At 62.0% G+C, this 20083-nt stretch carries 26 protein-coding genes; 14 read left to right on the forward strand and 12 right to left on the reverse strand.

All coding sequences use genetic code 11. From position 1 onward, the window contains the following. Positions 1-174, reverse strand: coding sequence for a 50S ribosomal protein L32 (rpmF, locus tag CWE17_RS11895; protein WP_131457455.1), 174 nt, complete (start codon positions 172-174; stop codon positions 1-3). 86 nt (positions 175-260) lie between these two features. Between rpmF and ftsH the strand changes: the two genes are divergently transcribed. Beyond that, positions 261-2066 (forward strand): ATP-dependent zinc metalloprotease FtsH, encoded by a 1806-nt coding sequence (ftsH, locus tag CWE17_RS11900; RefSeq protein ID WP_131457457.1) that lies wholly within the window; start codon positions 261-263, stop codon positions 2064-2066. 35 nt (positions 2067-2101) lie between these two features. Next, on the forward strand, positions 2102-4927 hold the full coding sequence (locus CWE17_RS11905) for a UPF0182 family protein (RefSeq protein WP_131457551.1): 2826 nt from the start codon (positions 2102-2104) through the stop codon (positions 4925-4927). A gap of 45 nt (positions 4928-4972) precedes the next feature. Here the strand turns inward: CWE17_RS11905 and CWE17_RS11910 are convergent, their stop codons facing one another. Next, complete coding sequence (locus tag CWE17_RS11910; RefSeq protein ID WP_131457459.1) at positions 4973-5575, reverse strand: peroxiredoxin; 603 nt, start codon at positions 5573-5575, stop codon at positions 4973-4975. Positions 5576-5725: 150 nt separating this feature from the next. Between CWE17_RS11910 and CWE17_RS11915 the strand changes: the two genes are divergently transcribed. Next, positions 5726-6019 carry a hypothetical protein gene (locus CWE17_RS11915; RefSeq protein WP_131457461.1) on the forward strand — a complete coding sequence of 98 codons (294 nt, stop codon included), beginning with the start codon at positions 5726-5728 and terminating at the stop codon, positions 6017-6019. Between the two features lie 459 nt (positions 6020-6478). Here CWE17_RS11915 and CWE17_RS11925 read toward each other — a convergent pair whose 3' ends face one another. After that, positions 6479-6811 (reverse strand): hypothetical protein, encoded by a 333-nt coding sequence (locus CWE17_RS11925; RefSeq protein ID WP_240789399.1) that lies wholly within the window; start codon positions 6809-6811, stop codon positions 6479-6481. A 34-nt stretch (positions 6812-6845) separates the two neighbouring features. Between CWE17_RS11925 and CWE17_RS11930 the strand changes: the two genes are divergently transcribed. From CWE17_RS11930 to CWE17_RS11935, 3 genes are all read left to right on the forward strand, one after another. Then, the gene (locus CWE17_RS11930; RefSeq protein WP_206338383.1) at positions 6846-7553 is read left to right on the forward strand and encodes a papain-like cysteine protease family protein; all 708 of its coding nucleotides are present in this window, start codon (positions 6846-6848) and stop codon (positions 7551-7553) included. 63 nt (positions 7554-7616) lie between these two features. Next, complete coding sequence (locus CWE17_RS12295) at positions 7617-7784, forward strand: hypothetical protein (protein WP_164498767.1); 168 nt, start codon at positions 7617-7619, stop codon at positions 7782-7784. 170 nt (positions 7785-7954) lie between these two features. Beyond that, a complete protein-coding gene (locus tag CWE17_RS11935) occupies positions 7955-8320 on the forward strand; it encodes an AbrB family transcriptional regulator (RefSeq protein WP_131457467.1) in 366 nt (121 codons plus the stop codon). A gap of 34 nt (positions 8321-8354) precedes the next feature. On the opposite strand, the gene CWE17_RS11940 is transcribed toward CWE17_RS11935, so the two are convergent. The 6 genes from CWE17_RS11940 to CWE17_RS11965 form a co-directional block, all read right to left on the reverse strand. Then, the gene (locus CWE17_RS11940; RefSeq protein ID WP_131457469.1) at positions 8355-8708 is read right to left on the reverse strand and encodes a hypothetical protein; all 354 of its coding nucleotides are present in this window, start codon (positions 8706-8708) and stop codon (positions 8355-8357) included. Beyond that, on the reverse strand, positions 8705-9136 hold the full coding sequence (locus CWE17_RS11945) for an AAA domain-containing protein (RefSeq protein WP_240789400.1): 432 nt from the start codon (positions 9134-9136) through the stop codon (positions 8705-8707). The genes CWE17_RS11940 and CWE17_RS11945 overlap by 4 nt, the downstream gene beginning before the upstream one ends. Next, positions 9126-9311 carry a Nif11-like leader peptide family natural product precursor gene (locus tag CWE17_RS11950; protein ID WP_240789401.1) on the reverse strand — a complete coding sequence of 62 codons (186 nt, stop codon included), beginning with the start codon at positions 9309-9311 and terminating at the stop codon, positions 9126-9128. Before CWE17_RS11950 ends, CWE17_RS11945 begins: the two co-directional genes overlap by 11 nt. Before the next feature lie 206 nt (positions 9312-9517). Next, on the reverse strand, positions 9518-11065 hold the full coding sequence (locus CWE17_RS11955; protein WP_131457473.1) for a DNA primase: 1548 nt from the start codon (positions 11063-11065) through the stop codon (positions 9518-9520). After that, complete coding sequence (locus CWE17_RS11960; protein ID WP_131457475.1) at positions 11056-12714, reverse strand: DnaB-like helicase C-terminal domain-containing protein; 1659 nt, start codon at positions 12712-12714, stop codon at positions 11056-11058. Before CWE17_RS11960 ends, CWE17_RS11955 begins: the two co-directional genes overlap by 10 nt. A gap of 3 nt (positions 12715-12717) precedes the next feature. Then, positions 12718-13572 (reverse strand): hypothetical protein, encoded by an 855-nt coding sequence (locus CWE17_RS11965; RefSeq protein WP_131457477.1) that lies wholly within the window; start codon positions 13570-13572, stop codon positions 12718-12720. A 269-nt stretch (positions 13573-13841) separates the two neighbouring features. On the opposite strand from CWE17_RS11965, the gene CWE17_RS11970 reads away from it, so the two are divergent. The 8 genes from CWE17_RS11970 to CWE17_RS12100 all read left to right on the forward strand — a co-directional run bounded on the left by CWE17_RS11970 (position 13842) and on the right by CWE17_RS12100 (position 18976). Further along, on the forward strand, positions 13842-14762 hold the full coding sequence (locus tag CWE17_RS11970; RefSeq protein ID WP_131457479.1) for a sigma factor: 921 nt from the start codon (positions 13842-13844) through the stop codon (positions 14760-14762). 10 nt (positions 14763-14772) lie between these two features. Further along, a complete protein-coding gene (locus tag CWE17_RS11975; RefSeq protein ID WP_131457481.1) occupies positions 14773-15504 on the forward strand; it encodes a response regulator transcription factor in 732 nt (243 codons plus the stop codon). Between the two features lie 578 nt (positions 15505-16082). Then, positions 16083-16229 (forward strand): hypothetical protein, encoded by a 147-nt coding sequence (locus CWE17_RS12095; RefSeq protein WP_161971435.1) that lies wholly within the window; start codon positions 16083-16085, stop codon positions 16227-16229. Continuing rightward, entirely contained in the window at positions 16230-16667 is a 438-nt protein-coding gene (locus CWE17_RS11980) for a sigma factor (RefSeq protein ID WP_240789402.1), read from the forward strand. It begins immediately after the preceding gene. Positions 16668-16677: 10 nt separating this feature from the next. Beyond that, on the forward strand, positions 16678-17877 hold the full coding sequence (locus CWE17_RS11985) for a hypothetical protein (RefSeq protein ID WP_131457485.1): 1200 nt from the start codon (positions 16678-16680) through the stop codon (positions 17875-17877). Continuing rightward, positions 17877-18197 carry a hypothetical protein gene (locus tag CWE17_RS11990; protein WP_240789403.1) on the forward strand — a complete coding sequence of 107 codons (321 nt, stop codon included), beginning with the start codon at positions 17877-17879 and terminating at the stop codon, positions 18195-18197. The genes CWE17_RS11985 and CWE17_RS11990 overlap by 1 nt, the downstream gene beginning before the upstream one ends. A gap of 19 nt (positions 18198-18216) precedes the next feature. Next, entirely contained in the window at positions 18217-18684 is a 468-nt protein-coding gene (locus CWE17_RS11995; protein ID WP_131457487.1) for a hypothetical protein, read from the forward strand. A 130-nt stretch (positions 18685-18814) separates the two neighbouring features. After that, a complete protein-coding gene (locus CWE17_RS12100) occupies positions 18815-18976 on the forward strand; it encodes a hypothetical protein (RefSeq protein WP_161971436.1) in 162 nt (53 codons plus the stop codon). A 38-nt stretch (positions 18977-19014) separates the two neighbouring features. Here the strand turns inward: CWE17_RS12100 and CWE17_RS12000 are convergent, their stop codons facing one another. From CWE17_RS12000 to CWE17_RS12010, 3 genes are all read right to left on the reverse strand, one after another. Next, positions 19015-19287: a hypothetical protein gene (locus CWE17_RS12000; RefSeq protein ID WP_131457489.1), complete on the reverse strand. Its 273-nt coding sequence runs from the start codon at positions 19285-19287 to the stop codon at positions 19015-19017. A 5-nt stretch (positions 19288-19292) separates the two neighbouring features. Beyond that, positions 19293-19520 (reverse strand): DUF3721 domain-containing protein, encoded by a 228-nt coding sequence (locus CWE17_RS12005; protein WP_240789404.1) that lies wholly within the window; start codon positions 19518-19520, stop codon positions 19293-19295. Further along, positions 19517-20083 (reverse strand): DUF305 domain-containing protein (locus CWE17_RS12010; protein ID WP_131457491.1); only part of this gene is annotated, 567 nt, incomplete at its 5' end. The genes CWE17_RS12010 and CWE17_RS12005, both read right to left, overlap by 4 nt.

The raw sequence follows: 20083 nt of genomic DNA on the forward strand, positions 1-20083 counted from the left end.
TCAGGCTTCGCTATCGCTCTCGTCCACGGGATAGACAAATCCCTGGGCGCGGCCGCTGAGCACGGACTTGCCGATGGACAGGGCTCGCTGGGCCGCTGTGGCGGCTTTCGCTTTCCACACGGCATGACGCTGATTGCGCTTGCTCTTAGAGGTCTTTTTCTTGGGTACGGCCATCGCCGGCGATTTCTGCCAAACAGCGATCTTCCCCTGCCGAGAGTCCCTCCGTCAAATCGCTAGGCTTCCGCCAATGCAGCGTTGCCGTGAGTTCAGGTCAATCGGACCCCGCACAGCGTGTTGATCCACTGGCACGTTTCAAGCCGGAGCCCCCACCCTCCTACAGCGAGCTTCTCCAGCAAATCAAGGCTGGTGATGTTGAAGAGCTTCAGCTCGTGCCGGCGCGGCGCGAGGTCATCGTTCGCTACGACGACGGCCGTCAGGCCACGGTGGCGGTTTTTGCTAATGACCAACAGGTCTTACGAACGGCCGAGTCGGCTGGAGTTCCCTTAACGGTTAAAGACATCCGCGGTGAGCAGGCCCTGGCAGGGCTGGCGGGCAACCTCGCCTTAATTGCTTTGGTGGTGATTGGCCTCTCCCTCTTGTTGCGTCGTTCCGCTCAGGTGGCGAACCGCGCCATGGGGTTTGGGAGGAGTCAGGCGCGAGTGCGCTCCCAGGATGAAGTGGTGGTGCGTTTCGAGGACGTCGCTGGCATTCAGGAGGCGAAGGAGGAGCTGCAGGAGGTGGTCACCTTTTTGCGTCAGCCCGAGAGCTTCATTCGACTCGGAGCGAAAATTCCCCGTGGTGTGCTGCTTGTGGGCCCCCCCGGAACTGGAAAGACACTGCTCGCCAAGGCAATCGCCGGTGAGGCCGGGGTTCCCTTCTTCTCGATGGCTGCGTCGGAATTTGTCGAATTGTTTGTCGGTGTCGGTGCCAGTCGTGTTCGCGATCTCTTCCGCAAGGCGAAGGAGAAAGCCCCCTGCATCGTGTTCATCGACGAGATTGATGCGGTGGGTCGTCAACGCGGAGCCGGAATCGGTGGCGGTAACGACGAGCGTGAGCAAACCCTCAACCAGCTGCTCACAGAAATGGATGGATTTGCCGACAACTCCGGCGTCATCCTTCTCGCCGCTACGAATCGTGCTGATGTACTCGATTCAGCCCTGATGCGTCCAGGCCGGTTTGACCGACGCATTCATGTCGATCTTCCTGATCGCAGGGGGCGTGAAGCCATCCTTTCGGTTCATGCACGGACCCGCCCCTTGGCAGAGGATGTCTGCCTTCAGGATTGGGCCCGTCGCACCCCCGGATTCTCCGGAGCCGACCTGGCCAACCTGCTCAACGAAGCCGCCATTTTGACGGCTCGTCAGCAGCAAACCTCGATTGGTCATGCGCAGATCGAGGCTGCATTGGAGCGCATCACCATGGGGCTCACAGCGGCTCCGCTGCAGGACAGCGCCAAGAAGCGTTTGATTGCTTATCACGAGATTGGTCACGCTCTCGTGGCTGCCTTGACCCCCCATGCCGACAGGGTCGACAAGGTGACGTTGCTTCCTCGCAGCGGCGGTGTTGGTGGATTCACCCGCTTCTGGCCTGATGACGAACGTCTCGATTCCGGTCTCATCAGCAGGGCCTCTCTGGAAGCACGTCTTGTGGTGGCTCTCGGTGGTCGTGCCGCAGAGACCGTCGTGTTCGGTGCAGGCGAGGTGACCCAAGGGGCAAGTGGAGATTTGCAGATGGTCAGCCAGCTGGCTCGGGAAATGGTCACGCGGTTTGGTTTCTCGGAGCTGGGACCGGTGGCCTACGAGGGTGCCGGGAATGAGGTTTTCCTTGGCAGGGATCTGATCCATTCGCGTCCTGCCTATGGCGAACGCACGGGGCGCGAAATCGACCTTCAGGTGCGTCGCCTGGCGACAAACGCTTTGCGCCAGGCGGTGGCTTTGTTGGAAAGCCGCAGGGATGTGATGGATCGCCTGGTTGATGCTCTGATTGAGGAGGAGACGCTTCATACCGATCGATTCCTTGCCTTGGCGGGGATCGACGATTCAGCCGTCGCCACTAGCGTGGTGTAGTTGATCAACCGGGCCCGGTGCCGACTGCCCGAGGGGTGAAAGTGTTCAAGCGGGGCCAGGCATTTCGCCTTCTATTGCCTCTTCTTTTGGTCAGTTGCCTGACCTGGTTTCTCTTGCGCGTCCAGGTGGAGTGGGCGTGGTTTTCCCAGTTTCAGTTCGAGCAGGTCCTCGCCCTGCGTTGGGGTCTGCAGGCGGCGGGATTCAGTCTGGCGGCCGTGGTTGCAGGGGCCACCGTCCTCTGGCGGCGCTGGTGGCTTAGGTCAGCAAACGTGCCGGGCCCACCCGTGTTGTGGTCCCTACGTGGTCGCGCTTTTGGGCTCGTACTCGTCGCAAGCCTCCTCCTGGTCGCGGCTGTACTCAGCGTGTTGTTCAGGCTGGCCTGGCTGGCCTGGATCGATCCTTTTTCCCTGAGCCAGTGGTGGAGTGTGTCTCCGTCGTCCGGCTGGTCCCTCAGCCTGCCTATCGGGGTGGCCGCTCTGACCTTGGTGCTCGGTGTGCTGCTGGGCAGTTGGGGGCTCCTGGCTCAGGTTGTCGGTGGTGCGATGGTCTGTTGGATCGCTGGAAGGGCCTGGGGACTGTGGGCTCTGGCGTGGACGATCCCAGACGTTGGCATTCGCGAACCTCTGCTCGGTTCTGACGTGAGCTTCGGTCTGGGGCGATTTTCCGCATGGGCACTGGCGATTGAACTGCTGCTCTTTCAGCTCCTGCTCACCCTCGGCACCGCGGTCTGGGCACGTCTGACCCGTGCCCCAGGCCTCACTGATTGGTCCTTCCCTGGCTTGACAGGTCTTGAAAGGCAGCGATTGCGTCCACTTCTGGCCATTCTCTGCCTATTGGTTGCCTCTCTGCTTTGGCTCTCAAGGCACCAGTTGCTCTGGTCACAGGACGGAGTGGTTGCTGGTGCTGGGTGGCTTGATGTTCATGTTGTGCTGCCCCTGCGTCAGCTGGCAGCTCTCGCCTTTGCCCTGTTGGGCCTGTTGGTGATTCCTTATCCCGCGGGCGTTCGTCGTCGTCGCAGGCTTCGCCTGTTCATGGCAGCGATTGCTGCATCGGCCTTGCTTGCTGAGCTGTTCCTTGCACCTGCCATCCAGTGGCTGGTGGTCAAACCACGGGAGCTGCGCCTGGAATCCCCTTACTTGGAGCGGTCGATTGCGGCGACCCGTCGTGCTTTTCAGCTCGATGCAATCGTCAGCCGTGACATCAACCCTTCACCCCGTCTCCAGCCCGATGATCTGGTCGAAGGTGCCAGCACGCTCCGCAATATTCGCCTCTGGGACAGTCAGCCCTTGCTGGCCACCAATCGCCAGTTGCAACAACTACGCGTTTACTACCGCTTCTCCAATGCTGCGGTCGATCGCTACCAGTTGCACACCGACAAGGAGAAGCGACAGCAGGTGATCATCGCGGCACGGGAGCTTGACCAGGCGTCGCTGCCCGATCGTTCGCGCACCTGGTTAAATCGTCACTTTGTATTCACGCACGGCTTTGGCTTCACCCTCAGTCCAGTTAATACCAAGGCCCCAGATGGTCTTCCCGAATATTTCATCAGTGATCTCGGTGCTACGGCCCGTATTCGCGGTAATGCTGCTCTGAATATCACTGCTGAAGAGGTGGAAAAGCATGTGCCGATTGGCCGCGCTGCTCTCTACTTCGGCATGCTGCCCTCTCCCTATGCCGTTGCACCAACAAAGGTTGAAGAATTTGATTTTCCAGAAGGCGATCGCAATCTCTACAACCATTACTCAGGTTTAGCCGGTGTCCCCCTCTCCAACGGGTTTCAACGTTTAGCTGCTGCTGTTTACCTCCAGGAGCCAAGACTTCTCAACACGGGTTCTCTTGACCGTGATTCCAAGCTTCTGCTCCGTCGCGACGTCAAGGAACGAGTTCGCACTTTGGCTCCATTCCTGCATTTTTATGGTGATCCCTATCTCGTTTCGGTTCCAATTCCAGAAACTGCTGAGGGGTATGACGTGCAACAGCATCAATACTGGATTGTTGATGGCTTTACGACCTCTAATACCTATGCCTATGCCTCAGGTCTCCCTGATGGGCGATCACTTCGCTACGCAAGAAATTCCGTCAAAGCAGTTGTTGATGCCTACAACGGCACGGTTCATTTGTATGTGAGCGAGCCGGATGATCCGATCATTCTTGGTTGGCAGCGCTTGTTTCCACAACTTTTTAGCCCTCTTGCTGAGATGCCAAAGGTGCTCCGTCAACACCTCATGGTTTCACCCAGTATGTTTGCATTGCAGGTGCAGCAGCTTCTCCGATATCACGTTACCGACCCTCGCATTTTTTATAGCGGTGATGATGTTTGGCAGGTTCCACTTGAGCTCTACGGGAAAGATCAGATCCCTGTTGCTCCTTATCACATCACTGCCCAATTGCGGACCAATCAGTCGTCAGAGTTTCTTCTCCTTCAACCCCTGACACCCTTAGCCCGGCCCAACCTGTCGGCCTGGTTGGCCGCCCGGAATGATGATGATCACTATGGAGAACTGGTTCTTCTGCGTTTCCCCACCGATATTCCGATCTTTGGTCCAGAGCAGATTCAAGCCTTGATTAATCAGAATCCCACAATCAGTCAACAGTTTGGTCTTTGGGATCGAGCTGGATCTGAGGTTGTGCAGGGGAATCTACTTGTTGTTCCTTTGGGCAATGCTCTGCTGTATGTCGAGCCAGTGTATTTACGAGCCAGAAGGGGTGGTTTGCCCACGCTTACGCGTGTGGTAGTGAGTGATGGAAGTCGTGTTGCGATGGCTCCAAATTTGCTGGCGGGCGTTCAGGCTTTGCTTCAAGGAGAGTTTGATGGGACTTTTGTTGATGATCTTTCTGGCCAAGAAAAAAGCCGCCCTTGAGGGCGGCTCGAATCGTTGAACGAAGCTCTCTGTAAGTTGAGATGCTCAGTTCACGGCTGCGAAGAACTCCTTGGAACCCACGGGATCGGGCTTCATGGTCTTTTCGCCAGGAGTCCAGTTGGCGGGGCACACCTCGTCGGGGTGGGACTGCACGTACTGGAAGGCCTGAAGAACACGCAGGGTTTCATCAACATTGCGACCCACGGGCAGGTTGTTGATGGTGGCGTGCATGATCACGCCTTCGGGATCGATGATGAACAGGCCGCGCAGAGCAACACCGGCTTCTTCGTCGAGAACGTTGTAAGCCGTGGAGATCTCCTTCTTGAGATCGGCAACGAGGGGATAGGCGATGTCGCCAAGGCCGCCCTGGTTGCGTGGGGTTTGAATCCAAGCGAGGTGGCTGAACTGGCTGTCAACGGAGACGCCCAGCACTTCAGTGTTCTTGCTGGAGAAATCGGCGTAGCGATCGCTGAAGGCAGTGATTTCAGTCGGGCAGACGAAGGTGAAGTCCAGGGGATAGAAGAACAGCACCACATACTTGCCGCGGTACTGGGAGAGGCTGATCTCCTTGAACTCCTGGTCCACTACAGCGGTGGCTGTGAAATCAGGGGCCTGTTGGCCCACGCGCAGGCAACCGTTAGCGGTCATGATGAAGGGGCGAGGGTTGAGCAGCGGAAGCGTGGCGGCTAGAGCAAAGTCGAAACGACTTCCAGTTGCGCTCGACAATTTATCACGACTGGCCTTCCACTTGTCGTGATCTGGTGTACGTCGATGGTTTGGCAGGTCTACAGTCAAGCAATGATCAAACGCTCCATGGCCTGGGATCAGGCACTTCTGCGCAAATTCAGCAGCACCGGCCATTTTCGACTGCTCAACCAGGTGCGTAGTGAGCTGAAGGCTCAGCCGCTCAATCGCGACCCCGAGACCAGGGAGCTCACGCTTCAGGCCCGTCCGTTGAGGGGGCAGCCTGTTCGTGCTCAACGTCGCCCCAATGCCCTGGAGTCGTCGTATTCAGAGCCCCTATTGCCCTCGCGCCAGGCCGAAGCCCCAAGTTCATTTCGAGAGCGTCTCAACGCCATCGACATGCGTTGAGACTGCAAACGGAGCCGGAATTGTCACACGAATGGCTCGGGGGAGACTTGAACTCCCGACCTTGGGGTTATGAATCTCGAGAACTTGGTCGTAATCCCTTGCTATCACTGGGGTGGCCTGGAGGACTTTGCACGGGACTTTGCACGTTTGCCAGATCTTGATAATTAGAAACACGGTCTCAACGCTGTCTCATTGCTGTCGGATCTGGCTTTTATTCGGCCTGCAGACGCATCAGGACGCGCTGTTCATGCCAGAGCGTGTTTGAGCGCGGAGCCAGTGGATTGGCCTTCCGGAAATGATGTCCTTGGCGGAAGTAACCGGCTGATTTCAACCGTTGGAGAGTTACACGGTGGAGGCTGAGAAGCTCGGCCATCTGGCGTGTACAGATCCACTGGCGACTTGAGTCACTCTTCATCGGTTGACTGCGGCTTCCGGAGGCTATTGGCAACTACTTGCTACTCAGTGCCGGCCTTCACCCCGCCCGCCCACGGAGCTCCCAAGGGCTAGGCCCGCCAGGATGCTCAGGCCCTGGCTGACGGCCTCATCAATCCGGTCCTGGGGGCGACTGCAGAAGGCCGAAACGGGTGCCTCTGGAGGGATGTTCTGCTGTTGCTCGAGCGCTGGCAAGCCATTGCTTCGCACGTAGAGCCAACTCAGGGCCGTGCAGTTGAGGAGATCGAAGGCCAAGGTGGCGCCCTGAAAGCTAAGGATTCCGGCGGAGATCCAAACCACTAGCCGGCGTGAGTTCATCTGCTGGAGACCCTGGAGAACGAAGGGTTCCGAGCGCTGCATCCGGAACCCTTCAGGGCCGTCTGCTCCGCGCGCCTTGTCTGAACCGATCCAGCTGCTCTCAGCGGTCCGTCATTTCCAAGAACTGCCGCATCAGTGCGAGGCCTGGGTTCTGCTGCAGGACAGCCTCACTCCGGAGCAGCTGGAGAGGTTCGCCGCTCGCTACCGAGGCGGGCTGACACCAGGGCTGATCCAGCTGCCCGTTCCCTACCTGAGCCAGAACGACAGCGCCACCGATCAGGGCCGGCGGATGTGTTTCTCCTCGAGTTGTGCCATGGCCGCTGCCTTCCTCAAGCCGGGTTGCTTGGCAGGGCAAGGGCAAGTCGATGACCAGTACCTCCGGTTGGTTCAGCGCTATGGCGACAGCACCGATGCCAGCGCTCAGATTGCGGCCCTCGGCTCCCTGGGCCTGCGGGCGCGCTTTCGTCAGGACGGTGCAATCGAGGATCTACTGCATCAGCTCAGGCGCGGGCTCCCCTGTCCTGTCGGCTGGCTGCATCGCGGTCCGGTCAGCGCACCGCGTGGCGGCGGCCACTGGAGTGTTGTCGTGGGGTGGGATCCGGCCTCAAGGCAACTGCTGATGCATGACCCCAATGGCGAGGCCGCCCTTGCCGAGGGCGGCTATGTGAGTACAGCCATTGGTAGCGGTCAGGCCCTGCGCTATTCCGAGCGCAACTGGAGCCCCCGCTGGCAAGTGGAGGGCCCGGGTAGCGGCTGGTGGATTCAACTCAGCCCGGCGAATTGATCGCTGCATGGACCTGCGGGGACAGGGCGGGGAACCCTTTGAACAGTTGCCCGAACCTTCGCGATGACCTTCACCCCAACCGCCGCCACAATCTCGCTGCACAGCCACCACCACGTGCGCCAGGGCCTGGAAGCGCAGCTGCGCCAATGCTGGGCGATGTATAGCGCTGTTCCCTCAGAAGCCAACCGCTATCAACTGGTGCGGCTCGAGCGCTTGCTCCAGGAGATCTGAGCTGGCAATCCATGGCCAGAGGCGTTAGAACCGCCACATTGCAGAGGATGACTACTGCACGCTTAAGGAGGTCTGAGGAGGCCTCCTTTTTTGATGGTTGCAATCAGCGATCTGAGCTCACTGCTATGCCTTGCGGGGCGATAGCTTCTGCTTAAGTCTTATCTCTGCCAATGCTCACCGGCTCTGATCTGCTCGCCAAAGTCAAAGAGCTGGGCGATGTCTCCAAATCCGATCTGGTGCGGAGCTGCGGATACGTGAGCACCAAGAAGGATGGCGGTGAGCGTCTGAACTTCACCGCCTTCTATGAGGCCCTGCTGGAAGCCAAGGGCCTCAGCCTCGGCAACGACGGCGCCGGCCGGGGCAAAGGTGGCCGCAAGCTCAGCTACACAACCCGTGTTCAATTCAATGGCAATCTCATGATCGGCAAGGCCTACACCGCCATGCTCGATCTCAAGCCTGGAGATGAGTTTGAGATCAAACTAGGTCGGAAGCAGATCAAGCTGATCCCAGCGGGTGGTGCCGAAGAAGAGGATTGATCCTCTCCGCTGCGAATGATTGCCGCTGGATCCGTCAGCGGCTCTTCACGCAGTAGCTGCCAGAGCTGTACCAACCCAACGGGCAAGAGTTTCCCTGCTTCTGGATCGCCTCCCGGTTGTTGCTTGGGCTGCTGACGCAGTAATTGCCTGAGCTGTAGAAACCCAGCGGGCAGCTGTTGCCGGTTTTCTCCAATGCTCCGCGGGTATTCCCGCTCTTCGAGGGCACGCAGTAGCTGCCGGAGCTGTAGTAGCCGAGCGGGCACCCTCCCACTTTTGTGAGGGGTTGGACCGGTTGCTGGGCTATCGCGACTGGGCCCAGAGAAACGATGAGTCCCAGGGGTAGAAGCGCCCCCAGAACGGGTTCGCAGATGAGCTTCCTGATGGTCATGATCCGCTGCGTTGAATAATCCGGCACAACCGGTTGATCTGCTCCGCTTCTTCGATCGTGTTCGCCAAGCCGCTCGTCAATCCAGGGGAGCCCACCACGATCGAGAGGCACTGGGCCCGGCTGATCGCCACATTCAGGCGGTTTGGCGAGAGCAGAAAGCCCAGACCCCGTGGAGCATCGTCACCGCTACTGGCTGTCAGCGAGAGGATCGCAACCGGTGCCTCCTGCCCTTGGAACTTGTCCACCGTGCCCACCCTGGCTTTGCCGTCTAGGCGCTGGCGCAGGCGGTTCACCTGCACGTTGTAAGGGGCGATCACCAGGATCTCTTCTGAGCTGAGCGTGCCGCTGCCCTTGGCATGGGTGTACGACCCACCAAGCAGTGCAGACACGATCTGATCGATCCGCTCGATCTCGGCCTCACTGGTCACGCTGCAGATCCATCCGCGTGATTCGGTAGCCCAGGCGCCGTGCCGCCAGGATCAGCTCCTTGCGGGAGCGGCAGTGTTTAAGGGCGCGCCTGAGGGTTGCGTCAGCCTCGAGCTCCTCGACGAATCGCTCCAGTTCTGACCAGCTCATCGGTGGCGGCAGCAGGTCTCTCACCATGCCAACGGCCTTCGATTTGCGCCACGTTCCGCCGATCACACTCGGGCGTCAGGCCAGGCCTGCAAGCAATAAAAAAGCCGGTCACCAACCAGGCTTTCTCCCTCATCGCGACTGCATCGCACAGATCCGCTATGGCTCATAGCGATACAAAAACGCCTGAGCACATCTGCCGATGATTCCTTGGCGGCCGCTCTGCCCTGTCCCGCCTAGGGCATGGCCTCAGCGACCGGCTCGAGTGCATCCAAGAGGGCCTCGAGTTCCGCCTGGGACTGGCGCTGCAATAGAGCGATCAGCTCTGGACCCGGCGCCGCAGCGCCGCTGATCTCAGCCGCTACCGCCGCAGGCAGCGCAGCGGCCAGCTGCAGGGCCAGGGCGGCGATCGAGCCATCGAGCGAGAGCAAGGCGAGGTTGGACAGCCAATCCAGCGCCGCGCGGCAGGCCGGGTCCTGCAACTGCAGAGCACCCACGAGCTCGCGGGTCTCTGGGGCATGGAGAAACAGACGTAAGGCACGCCGCTCGGCCCGTTGCCGCGCCGTGCACAAGCCCGGCCTGTGGAGCATGGAATCGCAGTGCGGCATCCCTCCACCCGACAGCGCCTGCGTCAGGCGCGTCTGCGCTGATTGGCGCAACACCCCATCGGGCCAGGGCTCAAAGACGGCGCGCACCTCGCGCTCCACCGCCTGCAGCGTCTCCAGCGGCGCCTCTCCATCGCCCAGTTGCAACGGCGCCAGCAGCCTCTCCAGCCGCCAATCGAGCCAGTGGCGCGCACCCGCCAGCAAGCCCTCAACGCCAGCTGGGCCTGCGCTGCAGAGCAGGGCGTCGACGTCGGCTCCACCACTGAGTTGCAGCACAGAAGCGCTCAAGCCTCCAGCCACCAGCTGCGGCTGCAGCTGCTCAATCAAGCGCTCCGTGGCGCTCTGGCCGGCGTGATCGCCATCGAAGGCGATCTGCAGCTGCCTCATGCCCTGGCGCTGCAGCAGTTGCAGTTGAAGCGGCGAGACGCTGGTGCCAAGGCAGGCCACGGCAGTGCGGAAGCCGGCCTGGTGCAGCTGGAGAACATCCAGCGGTCCCTCCACAAGCAACGCCGTGCCTTCCTTGCGGATCTCTTCCGCGGCTTGATCCAAACCAAAGACCAGGCCATTGCGCTGAAACAGCAGATCGCAAGCGCTGTTGCGGTACTTGGGCTCTTGGCTACCAGTCGCCCGGCCGCAGAAGCCCACGGTCTGCCCTGAGGCGTCATTGAGCGGCAGCATCAAGCGGCCAGCGGCGAAGCCCAGCTGCCAGCTGCGAGCCGTCTCCGGCGTGATGCCACGGCTCTTGAGGTAGTCCGCCCCCGCACCGCCCTGCTCCAGCTGTTGCTCGAGCTCCTGGTGGAACTCGGTGCGCTGCTCGGTGCGCTTGGCCATCAACGCTCTGCGCTCGCGCCACTCCTGCTCAAAGCGCGCCTGAGCCTCGGCGTCACCGTCGGCCACATTCACGCCACTGCGGCGCGCCAGCTCGAGCACCGCCTCTTGAAAGCTCAGGCCCTGCCGGTCCTGCAGCCAGCCGATGGCATCGGTGCCCTTGCCGCAGACAAAGCAGTGCACCCGGTTGCGCTTTGGGCTCACGGTGAGCGACGGCCGCCGGTCCTCATGCCACGGGCAGGTCGCGATGTACTCCGATCCGGCCTTGCGCAGCTCTGCGGGGCTGAAGAGATCGACGATGCGGGCGCGCTCGCGCACCTGCTCCAGCAGCGCCGGGGTGATCACAGACATTCGACCCCCGGGTAGAGGTCCGAGCCGTTGAACACCCGCCGGCCCTCATCGGCCTCGAGGTAGCAATGGCCCCGGTCCAGGCGGATCGTGGTTTTGCTGAGGTCATTGCCGCCCGCCATCTGCCCATGGCGGAACTTGCCGTGGTGCACCTCCAGGACACCGGGCTTGGCGGGGCTGAACTCATCGAGCTTGGGGCGATCAACCAGCCAGACCGCCGAGGCGTAACGCTCCAGCTCTGAGGTACCAGCCAGGTGGGAGACATCCGGGCCGGTGGGGTTGCCATAGGCCCCGCGGTTCAGCTGGGCCACCACAAAGGCATCGAGCTCGCAGCGTCCGGCCATCGCCTTGATCGCCATCGCCCGCGCCGCGAGCTCTGCCGTGGTGTTGCTGCCGTAGCCGGCGGTTGGGCCCATGGCGTGGAAGTGATCGAGCACCACCGCCGCCAGATCCGGATGAGCGCTTTTGCAGTCCTCCACCAGAGCCGCCAGGTCCTCCACGGTGGCAGCGAACTGGGATTGATAGAGCACCTTTCCCATCGGCGCCCCATTGGGCGCGATGCCTTCTGAGAACTGCGCGGCCCAACCCGTCAGCTGCTCGAGCTCAGGGCCCTCAATGACTCGACCGCGGCCCTCGAGGTCATTGGTGCAGTAGCTCGAGCGATAGCTCCCAGCCGCACGGCGGCAGTAATGCGAGAGCAAGCGGGCACCGATCGCACGCCGGCTGAGCTCACAGGAGAGCACCAGCACCGAGGCCCCATTGATCGCCAGGCCCATCGCCGCTGCAATCGCCAGCGTGGTTTTGCCCACACCCGATCGCGCCGCCAACACCCAGGTGCTCTCGCCGGTGCCCGGCAGGATCCCGCCGCGCATGTCCATATCCAGCGAGGGGATGCCGGTGGAGATCGGCTTTGGGCGCTGCTCCTGCGGCAGTGAGGCCAGGGCAATGCTTTCGGTAGCCGCATCGCTGGCGCTGCAGACCGCGATGCTCTGGCGAAAACGGCCCGCCGTAATTGCGGTGGCTTCGTTCAGGAGCGCACGGCACTGCTCCAGTTCGGTGTCGATCGCGCCATCACACCGCTCGCGGCCCAACAGACGCCGCAGGCCCGGGTAAAAGAGCGCCCGAGCCTTGGCGCTCTGGAACAGCTGACAGGCCAGCTCGAACTCCAGCTCGGGGTGGAGGGCTCCGTCCTCTCCCCAGGCCAGCAGCGCAGACAGTGTTGTTTCGAGCTGTTGGATTGAGCCGCGGAAGCGTCCATCCAGGGCCCGTTGCTGCAGGCCCTCACGAAGCGAGTGGGCGTTGAGCAGCGCCAGGTCGCGCTCACCGCGATAGAGCTCATCAATTTCAAGCGCCAGGGCCCGATGCCCGGGATCAAGCCAGAGGCCCGCGGGCACGGCCTCGTCAAAGCGCAGACCAATGGCGCGGCGGAATTGCCCCCAGCGCTGCTTCTGGTCGCCGCTCCCGCGCAGGACCGCTGCCAGCAGGTTTTTCTCATGGAGGAGCAGCGCCTCTCCATCCACCCCTGACGGCAGCGCCAGCGGTTCTGCGGCGATCAGGCCGCCGCTGGTTTCAAGCAAGGCACCGCTGTCGATGGCGCGTTGCACCACCTCCGGGTCAAAGCCTCCCGGAACCGGCCGATTCAGATCTGCCATCGCTCAATACATCTCTGCGGGTTGCTGGAACTGGAGCGCAGCGCTCCCTGTTGGCCCGTGGCCCTCGGCCTCAAGCCGCTCGATCAGTCGCTGCTTCTCAGCGGCCTGCAGCTTGAGCGCCTCGATCCCCTGGCCTCGCCATTGGTGGCCGTCCCAGAGGAACAGGCGCCGCGCACGCTCGAGATCCGCGTCGCGCCCGCAGGCCCCTGCGCCCCAGGTGAAGACATGCCAGAACTCCGGGCCCAGACCAGCTGCCTTGCGATCGGCGCTCAACAGCGCCGCAATGCAATCGCTGCCGCTGCGTCCGTTCGGGTAGGTCTCGCGCCAGAAGGAAGGCATCTCCGAGAGGGCCGCAGCGCTTCGTTCCCACAACGACTCGGGCGAGCCGGCGTAGCGGATGGCGCGCTGCAGCCGCGGGAGCAGCACGGCGCCTTTGGGTTGATAGGCCGGCCAGCTGCCGGGGCGGTGGCGGTTGTAGGTCGCCGCAAACTGCTCCACCAGATCGCTCGGTGCTTTCAGCTCAATCGAGCGCTGCGGCGCAGGCGTGGAGCTCCCTTGGCGGTGCAGTTCTGCCCGTGTGCCCTGGGGCCCTGTGCTGTAACTCAGCCAGCCCATCGCCTGCAGGTCCGCCAGGTCGTCGCGCAACAGACGCGGTTGCAGATGCCAGGCCTCCGCCAGCTCGCGGATCGCGAAGCACACCACTCCCGTTGGGCGTGCACGCCACTGCAGGTGGCCATAGAGGCTGGCGACGCGCAGGGCTCGGCTGGGCTTGCTGGATCCGCGGCGCCGCCCCTGGAGCTGCAGCAAGGCCTGGTGGGTTTGTTGGATCGCCTGCGTTCGAACGCAGAAAAATTGCATACCGGATCAGGAGGTCCTGCTCCTGTCGTGACGGCAGAGGCTATGGGCACCGCACGTCTTCCCTGCGGAGCCCCCTGGACCCCAGCCGCTGGTGTTCTCTTCTTCTTCTTTTTCTTCTCTCTATAGAAGTGAGGCACACCAGCCCTCACCCGCAGGGCACGACAGGCCTCATCCCTGGGGCACAGCAGACACCGCTGCCATAACCCAACTGCAGTGGTGAGCGCAACCGTGGAAATACGGGGAATGCTCCGCGCAGTTGCGTCCTTGCCATGGCCCCCCGTCGACCCTGCCTGACCTCCTCCGTTGATGCCTGGTTGCAGTCCGCCAGCCGTCATCAGCCCCTCAGTGAGCGCACCGTGCTCGAGCTCTCCCGCCGGATCCAACGCTGGCAGCAGCATCCCGATGGTCCGGATCATGCCCCCAAGCCCGTGCGCCGCAGCGCGCTGCGTGCACGCGATCAGCTGGTCCAACACAACCTGCGGCTCGTCAGTCACACCTGGCGGCGTAACCGCCATCTGCTGCCCCTGCGCGATGAGGGCACCGTTGATGCCATGCAGGAAGCGGCGCTGAATCTGGTGCGGGCCGCTGAAAAGTTCGATCCGGCCAAGGGTTACCGGTTCTCGACCTACGCCAGCTTTTGGCTGCAGCGCGGCTTCTCTGAATTCCTGCAGCGCGGCCGGCGCATGATTCGTTTTCCGGCGGAGAAGGCCGGTCTGATGCTCAAGGCACAGCGCTTGATTGAGCAACACCAAGCCAACACCGGTTCGGCGCCCTCGCTGCCGTGGCTGGCGGCTCAGTTGCGCTTCAACGGCAAGGCACTCAAGCCAAGCCAGCTGGCTGAACTGTTGCAGCAATGGCGCGGAACGCTGACGGACTCCCTCGATCAGGGCGTCCAGGAGGAGGAGAGCGATCGAGGGTTCTCCTTGTTAGTGCGGGCCTCGCAGCAGATCAGCCGAGAACAGGGCGATCAGCAGCGTGAGGATCAATCACTCGCGTCCCTCGAGCGCTGGTTATCTGCGCTGGAGCCGCTGGAACTGCGGGCGATTCGCAACCTTTACTTGCGCCAGCCCTGCCTCACTCCACCTCAACTGCGCCGCTCCTTCCCTGGCATGAGCCCAGAGGAGATTCAAGGTCTTAAGCAACAGGCTCTGGGCAAGTTGCGCGCCGCAGCGCTAAAGCAAGACCAGTGATCCAGAAGCAATGGGGACAGAGAACCCGCCTGCTTCCCTCCAGGTTCTTAAGCAGGCCGTAGCCGATCTCAGTGGCGGTTGGGATCTGCTGGTCTGCAGCCCTAACCAACGGCTGATCTCCACCGCTGCGCTGCTGCTAGAGCCGCTGTCCTTCCGCCTGCTCAGTCCAGCTGAATGGATCAGTGGAGCCTCCCTCAGTGGCCGCCCTGCACTGCTGCTCTGCGATGACCTCTATCCAGGCGGCGGCGCACAAACCCTGCTCACGGCGCGATGCCACAACAGAGAGCACCCGCCGATCCGGCAGGTGCTGGTTGGCCTGGATGAGCGGGTCAGCGACGAGCGGCTGCGTTGTCTTTGGCAGTGCGCTCCCCAGGGGTTGATTTGTAGCCAACGCACGGGCGAGGGCCAACTGCTTCAAGTCATGGCCTGCCTCCTGCGTGGCAACAGCTGGCTAGACCCAGCCTTTGCGGCGCGCCTGCAACAGGCCGGCGAGTGCAGAGCAGTTCTGACCGACCGTGAGCAGGAGCTCCTGCGGATGCTCGCTGCAGGCCGCACGACAACGGAGATGGCGGCCTTACTGCAGGTGCGGTGCGACACCATTCGACGCCGCTTTAGTGGGCTGTACGCCAAGACAGGCAGCCGCGGGCAACGGGACCTACTGAGCTGGGGGCTGGAGCAGGGCGTGCTGCGCAGCGGCGACCTCCTCCGTTCCGCTGAGCCTTGCCTACAAGCAAGTCGCTAAGGCAGTCGGCCTCAAGCAGTACATCCAGCGCGATGATCTGGCATGCCGTGCGCCTGCGCGGGAGCCATCCAGCCAGATGCCGGCGCTGACCCAGGGGAATGGGTCGCGGTAGGTCAAGGCATTGGCCCGTGAAGGGCAGCCAGCGCGTGATGCCATCGCCTTCTCGCCAGGGCTCAAGGCTGGTGATCTCAAGCAGCTGCTTGATGCTGTTGTCTCCCTGGCTGAGCGATGTCAGATACATCAGCTCAGCGCGCGGGCCATCGGGCAGCTCCAGGGGCATCCAGAAGCCACGGGCGGCGGCATTTGCCATGGCTTCGCGGTGGTGGTGAGTGAGAAGAACCTGTGTGTTCATGGCCTGTTGGCATCACTGCTTGGGTTCTCGCTCCGGTTCAAACCCCAGTGCAGCCCACGGCTGTGGCCTGGAGCTGCCACAGCCGTGGGATCAAGGCAGCACAGCTGTGGGCAGGTGCTTGGGGCAAGCGCAGGCAGATTCAGAGCCTGTGCTGCAAGCCACAGGATCTTTTCCCCTTTCAGGGCTGCGCTGGTCTGCGGAACCCTTGGGGAGTTGCATTGCACCCATGCCCTGGTTCACCCGCGGCAGTGTCATCGGCATCGCCTTGGCACTGATTGTTCAGCTATTGGCCCCCACACCCCTACGCGCGGTGCTGGTGGGGCGACTCGAGCCCAGCGGTGCCCATAGCCTCTCGCACCTGCACAACGGATGAATGCCAAGACGCCCGCGCCGTCCGATGACGAGCGCCCAGCGCGCCTTTGCCTGTGAGCACCTGGGCTTGGCCCATCAACAGGCACAGCGCTTTGCCCGCCGGTGGTCGGTCGCCGTCGAGGAGCTGATCGGACCGGCCTACGAGGGCCTTTGCAAGGGGGCCGTGGACTTTGATCCAAGCCGGGGCCATCGCCCCTCCAGCTATCTCGTCCCGAAGGTCAAGGGCGAGCTGCTGCACCACTTCCGCGATACCGGCTTCTCAGTGCGCATTAGCCACCGCCTGCGGGAGCTCTGGATCAAGGCCCGCAAGTACGTCACCCAAGGCCTCAGCGATCCAGAGATTGCTGAGCAGCTCGAGGTCCCGCTGGAGCGCTGGCTCGATTGTCGCTGCGCCTGCGGACAACGGCCGATTCCGTTGCATGAACTGCAGCAGATCTAGGCACCCCTGAGTGCAACAAAGCACTGCCGGTAGCCTTCATCACCTGCATGTCTCTATGGGCTTAAACAAAGAACGCAGAACCCGCAATCGCAAGCGCCAGGTAGTCAAACATCCTTGCGTTCAAGACCCCGACCGCGAACTGCTGCAGTTCAACGTGCGCCTTGCCAAGGCCCGCCAGGCTCAGGCCGATACCAACCGGATTGAGCGCAAGGCCTTCCGTGAACACGCCCGCGTTGAGAACGCAGTGACGGCCTACGCACGGGAGCTCTGTGCCCGGCTTGAGGAACAGAGCTTTAGCCGCGGTCTCACCCTGCGGAGCATTCCGGAGTCCCGCGATGCGGTCCTGATCGTGCAGCTCAGCGATCTGCACTTCAACGAGCGGGTTGATCTCCCCTCCAATCGCTATGACTTCTCGATTGCCGCACAGCGCCTCGCCAAGCTGGCCAGCCGCGTCAAACAACTGGGCAAGAGCTACGGCGCCCGCAAGGTTGTGATCGCCTGTCTTGGCGATTTCCTCAACAGCGATCGTCGCCTGGATGAACTGCTGAGCAATGCCACGAATCGCTCCAAAGCCACCCTTTGTGCGGTGGATATCCTGCGGGCCTTTGTGCTCGACCTGCGCGAGCAATTCGAGATCGAGGTGTATGGCATCACCGGCAATGAAAGCCGCGTGAACAAAGAGCTCGGCTGGAGCGATGAACTTGCCAGCGATAGCTACGACCTGATGATCTACGAGATCCTCAAGCGCGGCTTTGCCGGCGCCGATGGCATTGCGTTCAAGGGCTTCCGGTCCAATGAACTGCTCTTTGAGGTCCTGGGCCGCACCTTCCTCTGCCTGCACGGCCACCAGATCGGCGCGAACGTGCAGAGGTCGGTTCAAGAGATCACCGGCAAGTACGCCGCCCAGGGCATCACGGTGGACTTCACCCTCTTTGGTCACCTGCACGCCAGCGCGATCGGCGACTACCACGCCCGCAACGCCTCCCTGGTGGGCAGCAACGCCTACTCAGAAGCAGGTCTGAACTTCTGCAGCAAGGCCGCCCAGAACGTCCATGTGGTGACACCCGGAACCATCGACGGGATGAAGGTCGACCTGCAGGACGTGTCCGGCATTGAGCCCTATCCCTTCGCTGCCGAATGGGAGGCCTACTGCCCCAAGAGCGAGCGCAAGCTCCACACCCCCTCTGTCGTCTATCAGGTCGTCGTCTGATGTCGCATCCCATCTCCACCCACGGCTGCTCCTGCCGCCAGCAACCTGAGCAACTCGATCTCCAGCGCACGCTGCTCCAGACGATCACGGGCCTGACGCAGCTGTTGAGCCAACTCAACCAGCCCACTGCGGCGGTGGCTCCGGTGGCGGTGCCAGCTCCCCGCGGCAACGGCCTTTGGGATGAGTTGTCGGTCGTTGAACTGCGTTCACTGCTGCGCAGCTATCCGATCGATCGCAGCTCGCTGCCGGCGCCGATCGAACTCCTGCGCCGCTCAGAACTGATCGAAGCCCTCCATCAGATCCAGACCATCGTCCGCTGAACACACCACAGAGAGATCTATGACTGCAACCTTGACCGCCCCTGTCCTTGGTGAACCCAGCCCCGGCTCAGCTGAGGCTCTCGTACTCCTGGCAGCAGCTGGTGTCCTCCCAGCCGAAGCTGGAGTGGAGGACCCTCGCTTCTCCGCCGAGTCCATCACCACCTGTGTCTCCCGCCTGCTTGAGGTGAAGCACCAGCAGGAGCTCTTGGCTCACGAGCAGAAAGAACTGAATGAACAACTGCGCCTGGCGCACCTGCGCGGTGATCTGCGCTCCCATCTGCCGGCCGGCAAAGACGGCCAGGGCTATCAGATCACTCCCGATCTGGTGCTCAACCGCCGCGCCGGCCGTAAGCAATGGAGCTATTCGATCGGCTGCAAAGAGATCGAGTGCCAGCTCAAGGCACGCCAGAGCTACGAACAGCAAATCGGGATCGCCAGCTACAGCGTCGGCGCGGCATTCTGGGACATCAGAGCCGGCAGGGGTTGACGCCTGACAGCAGACCTCTGGCTCTCCTCCGCCCTGGGCTATGGCTCGGGGCTTTTTGCTGTAGATGCCCCTCCTCAGGGCGACAAGAAGCAGCAGAGTTTCTATAACGCCCCCAGTGGATACGGCTGCCATGGGACTGCTCTACGAACTGCTGATCGACTCCGCCGATGGCACCACCACCGTGCGGATCGAGGCCGACAGCCGCGAGGAAGCACTGGGAAACGGCCAGGAGCTCTTCCCGGGCTGTCGCCTCGCACTGGTGAATCCCGAGCCGGGAGAACAGAACGGTTGATGTTGTAGAGCTGCCGTTGGGTTGGCAATCTCGGTGGTTCAGGCTCGCCTCGGCCTTGAGAACCAGAGACTCAGCCCGGAGAGGATCACCACCAGAGTGAAGATGCCGAGCAGAATCGAGTAGTACGGCTGCAGATTCAACGGTCCGAAGCGTCTGGTGTGAATCTTGAGTAGCCAGAAGGCATCCACGCCCTGCTCCAGCAGGAGGCTGTAAAGCGAGCCGCTGGCGGCCGTGAGCAACAGCGGTGCCGCTGCCAGTGGAACGAGCAGTCGATGCAACCGCCGAGCCCGGTGTTGCAGAGAGCGGGGCATGGGCGTCACTCCTCGCGCAGTTCCTTGTGCAGCATCGCTTCGTTGCTGCAGGGCATCCAGCGGCCGTTGTTGTCGTGCACCCCATCACAGCCGAGCTGCTTGGCCCGTTGCTCGGCCTCGGATCGGGTCGAGTAGAGCCCCTTGGAGTGGGCCCAGCTGGCTTGAGGAAGTAGCAGTGTGGCGCTGAGCAGCACTGTGACAATGGTGCAGCGCTGGGGGACTGGGCTGATCACAGTGAAAACAGAGCGTCGTACTTGTAGTAAGCCGGTTTGTTGAGACCGTCACGCCGAAGCATGCGGCGCAGCTCGATGATTTCGCGGCGCTGGGTCACGATGATCTGGCGCGCCAGCCGCAGGATTGTGGGGTTGGTGGATTTATCCAGGGCGTCGTGCGCCATCTCCAGTGCACCGCCGTGGTGCTGAATCATGCCCTCAAGAAACCAGTTCACCCGGGTTTCAGGGCTGGGGGCCGATCCGCTCATCTGCATCGCCGTGATCTGTGCGGCGCTCATCCGCCGCAGGGCTTCCAGGCTGTTGGGATTGCCACCGGGAGGCAGCATCACTGGATACACCGGAGCCTGGGGATACCAGGCTTTGCGCCACTGCCCCATCGCCTTGATCTCATTGCTCTGCTCATTCCAGATGCCGTTGGCCAGGGCTCCCACGCCCGGTGAACCAATGTTGAATACGAATTCACTCATGCGCAGCGCACCGATGTGGTGCTGCACCATGGCGTCGATCCAGCGCAGGTCGTAGGTGCTGCCTGCAGGGCCCACCGAATGGTCATGCCCATGGTG

The sequence above is a fragment of the Synechococcus sp. BS56D genome (assembly GCF_004332405.1).
GTDB lineage: Bacteria > Cyanobacteriota > Cyanobacteriia > PCC-6307 > Cyanobiaceae > Synechococcus_C.

Excerpts from the sequence above, each read along its gene's own strand:
- rpmF (WP_131457455.1), bottom strand. The coding sequence starts at position 174 with ATGGCCGTACCCAAGAAAAAGACCTCTAAGAGCAAGCGCAATCAGCGT.
- CWE17_RS12095 (WP_161971435.1), top strand. The coding sequence starts at position 16,083 with ATGCCCTGGTTCACCCGCGGCAGTGTCATCGGCATCGCCTTGGCACTG.
- CWE17_RS12295 (WP_164498767.1), top strand. The coding sequence starts at position 7,617 with ATGACCTTCACCCCAACCGCCGCCACAATCTCGCTGCACAGCCACCAC.
- CWE17_RS11970 (WP_131457479.1), top strand. The coding sequence starts at position 13,842 with ATGGCCCCCCGTCGACCCTGCCTGACCTCCTCCGTTGATGCCTGGTTG.
- CWE17_RS12000 (WP_131457489.1), bottom strand. The coding sequence starts at position 19,287 with ATGCCCCGCTCTCTGCAACACCGGGCTCGGCGGTTGCATCGACTGCTC.
- CWE17_RS11910 (WP_131457459.1), bottom strand. The coding sequence starts at position 5,575 with ATGACCGCTAACGGTTGCCTGCGCGTGGGCCAACAGGCCCCTGATTTC.
- CWE17_RS12100 (WP_161971436.1), top strand. The coding sequence starts at position 18,815 with ATGGGACTGCTCTACGAACTGCTGATCGACTCCGCCGATGGCACCACC.
- CWE17_RS11925 (WP_240789399.1), bottom strand. The coding sequence starts at position 6,811 with ATGCAGCGCTCGGAACCCTTCGTTCTCCAGGGTCTCCAGCAGATGAAC.
- CWE17_RS11955 (WP_131457473.1), bottom strand. The coding sequence starts at position 11,065 with ATGTCTGTGATCACCCCGGCGCTGCTGGAGCAGGTGCGCGAGCGCGCC.
- CWE17_RS11915 (WP_131457461.1), top strand. The coding sequence starts at position 5,726 with ATGATCAAACGCTCCATGGCCTGGGATCAGGCACTTCTGCGCAAATTC.
- CWE17_RS11990 (WP_240789403.1), top strand. The coding sequence starts at position 17,877 with ATGTCGCATCCCATCTCCACCCACGGCTGCTCCTGCCGCCAGCAACCT.
- CWE17_RS11950 (WP_240789401.1), bottom strand. The coding sequence starts at position 9,311 with ATGGTGAGAGACCTGCTGCCGCCACCGATGAGCTGGTCAGAACTGGAG.
- CWE17_RS11940 (WP_131457469.1), bottom strand. The coding sequence starts at position 8,708 with ATGACCATCAGGAAGCTCATCTGCGAACCCGTTCTGGGGGCGCTTCTA.
- CWE17_RS11995 (WP_131457487.1), top strand. The coding sequence starts at position 18,217 with ATGACTGCAACCTTGACCGCCCCTGTCCTTGGTGAACCCAGCCCCGGC.
- CWE17_RS11975 (WP_131457481.1), top strand. The coding sequence starts at position 14,773 with ATGGGGACAGAGAACCCGCCTGCTTCCCTCCAGGTTCTTAAGCAGGCC.
- CWE17_RS11965 (WP_131457477.1), bottom strand. The coding sequence starts at position 13,572 with ATGCAATTTTTCTGCGTTCGAACGCAGGCGATCCAACAAACCCACCAG.
- CWE17_RS11960 (WP_131457475.1), bottom strand. The coding sequence starts at position 12,714 with ATGGCAGATCTGAATCGGCCGGTTCCGGGAGGCTTTGACCCGGAGGTG.
- CWE17_RS11980 (WP_240789402.1), top strand. The coding sequence starts at position 16,230 with ATGCCAAGACGCCCGCGCCGTCCGATGACGAGCGCCCAGCGCGCCTTT.
- CWE17_RS11935 (WP_131457467.1), top strand. The coding sequence starts at position 7,955 with ATGCTCACCGGCTCTGATCTGCTCGCCAAAGTCAAAGAGCTGGGCGAT.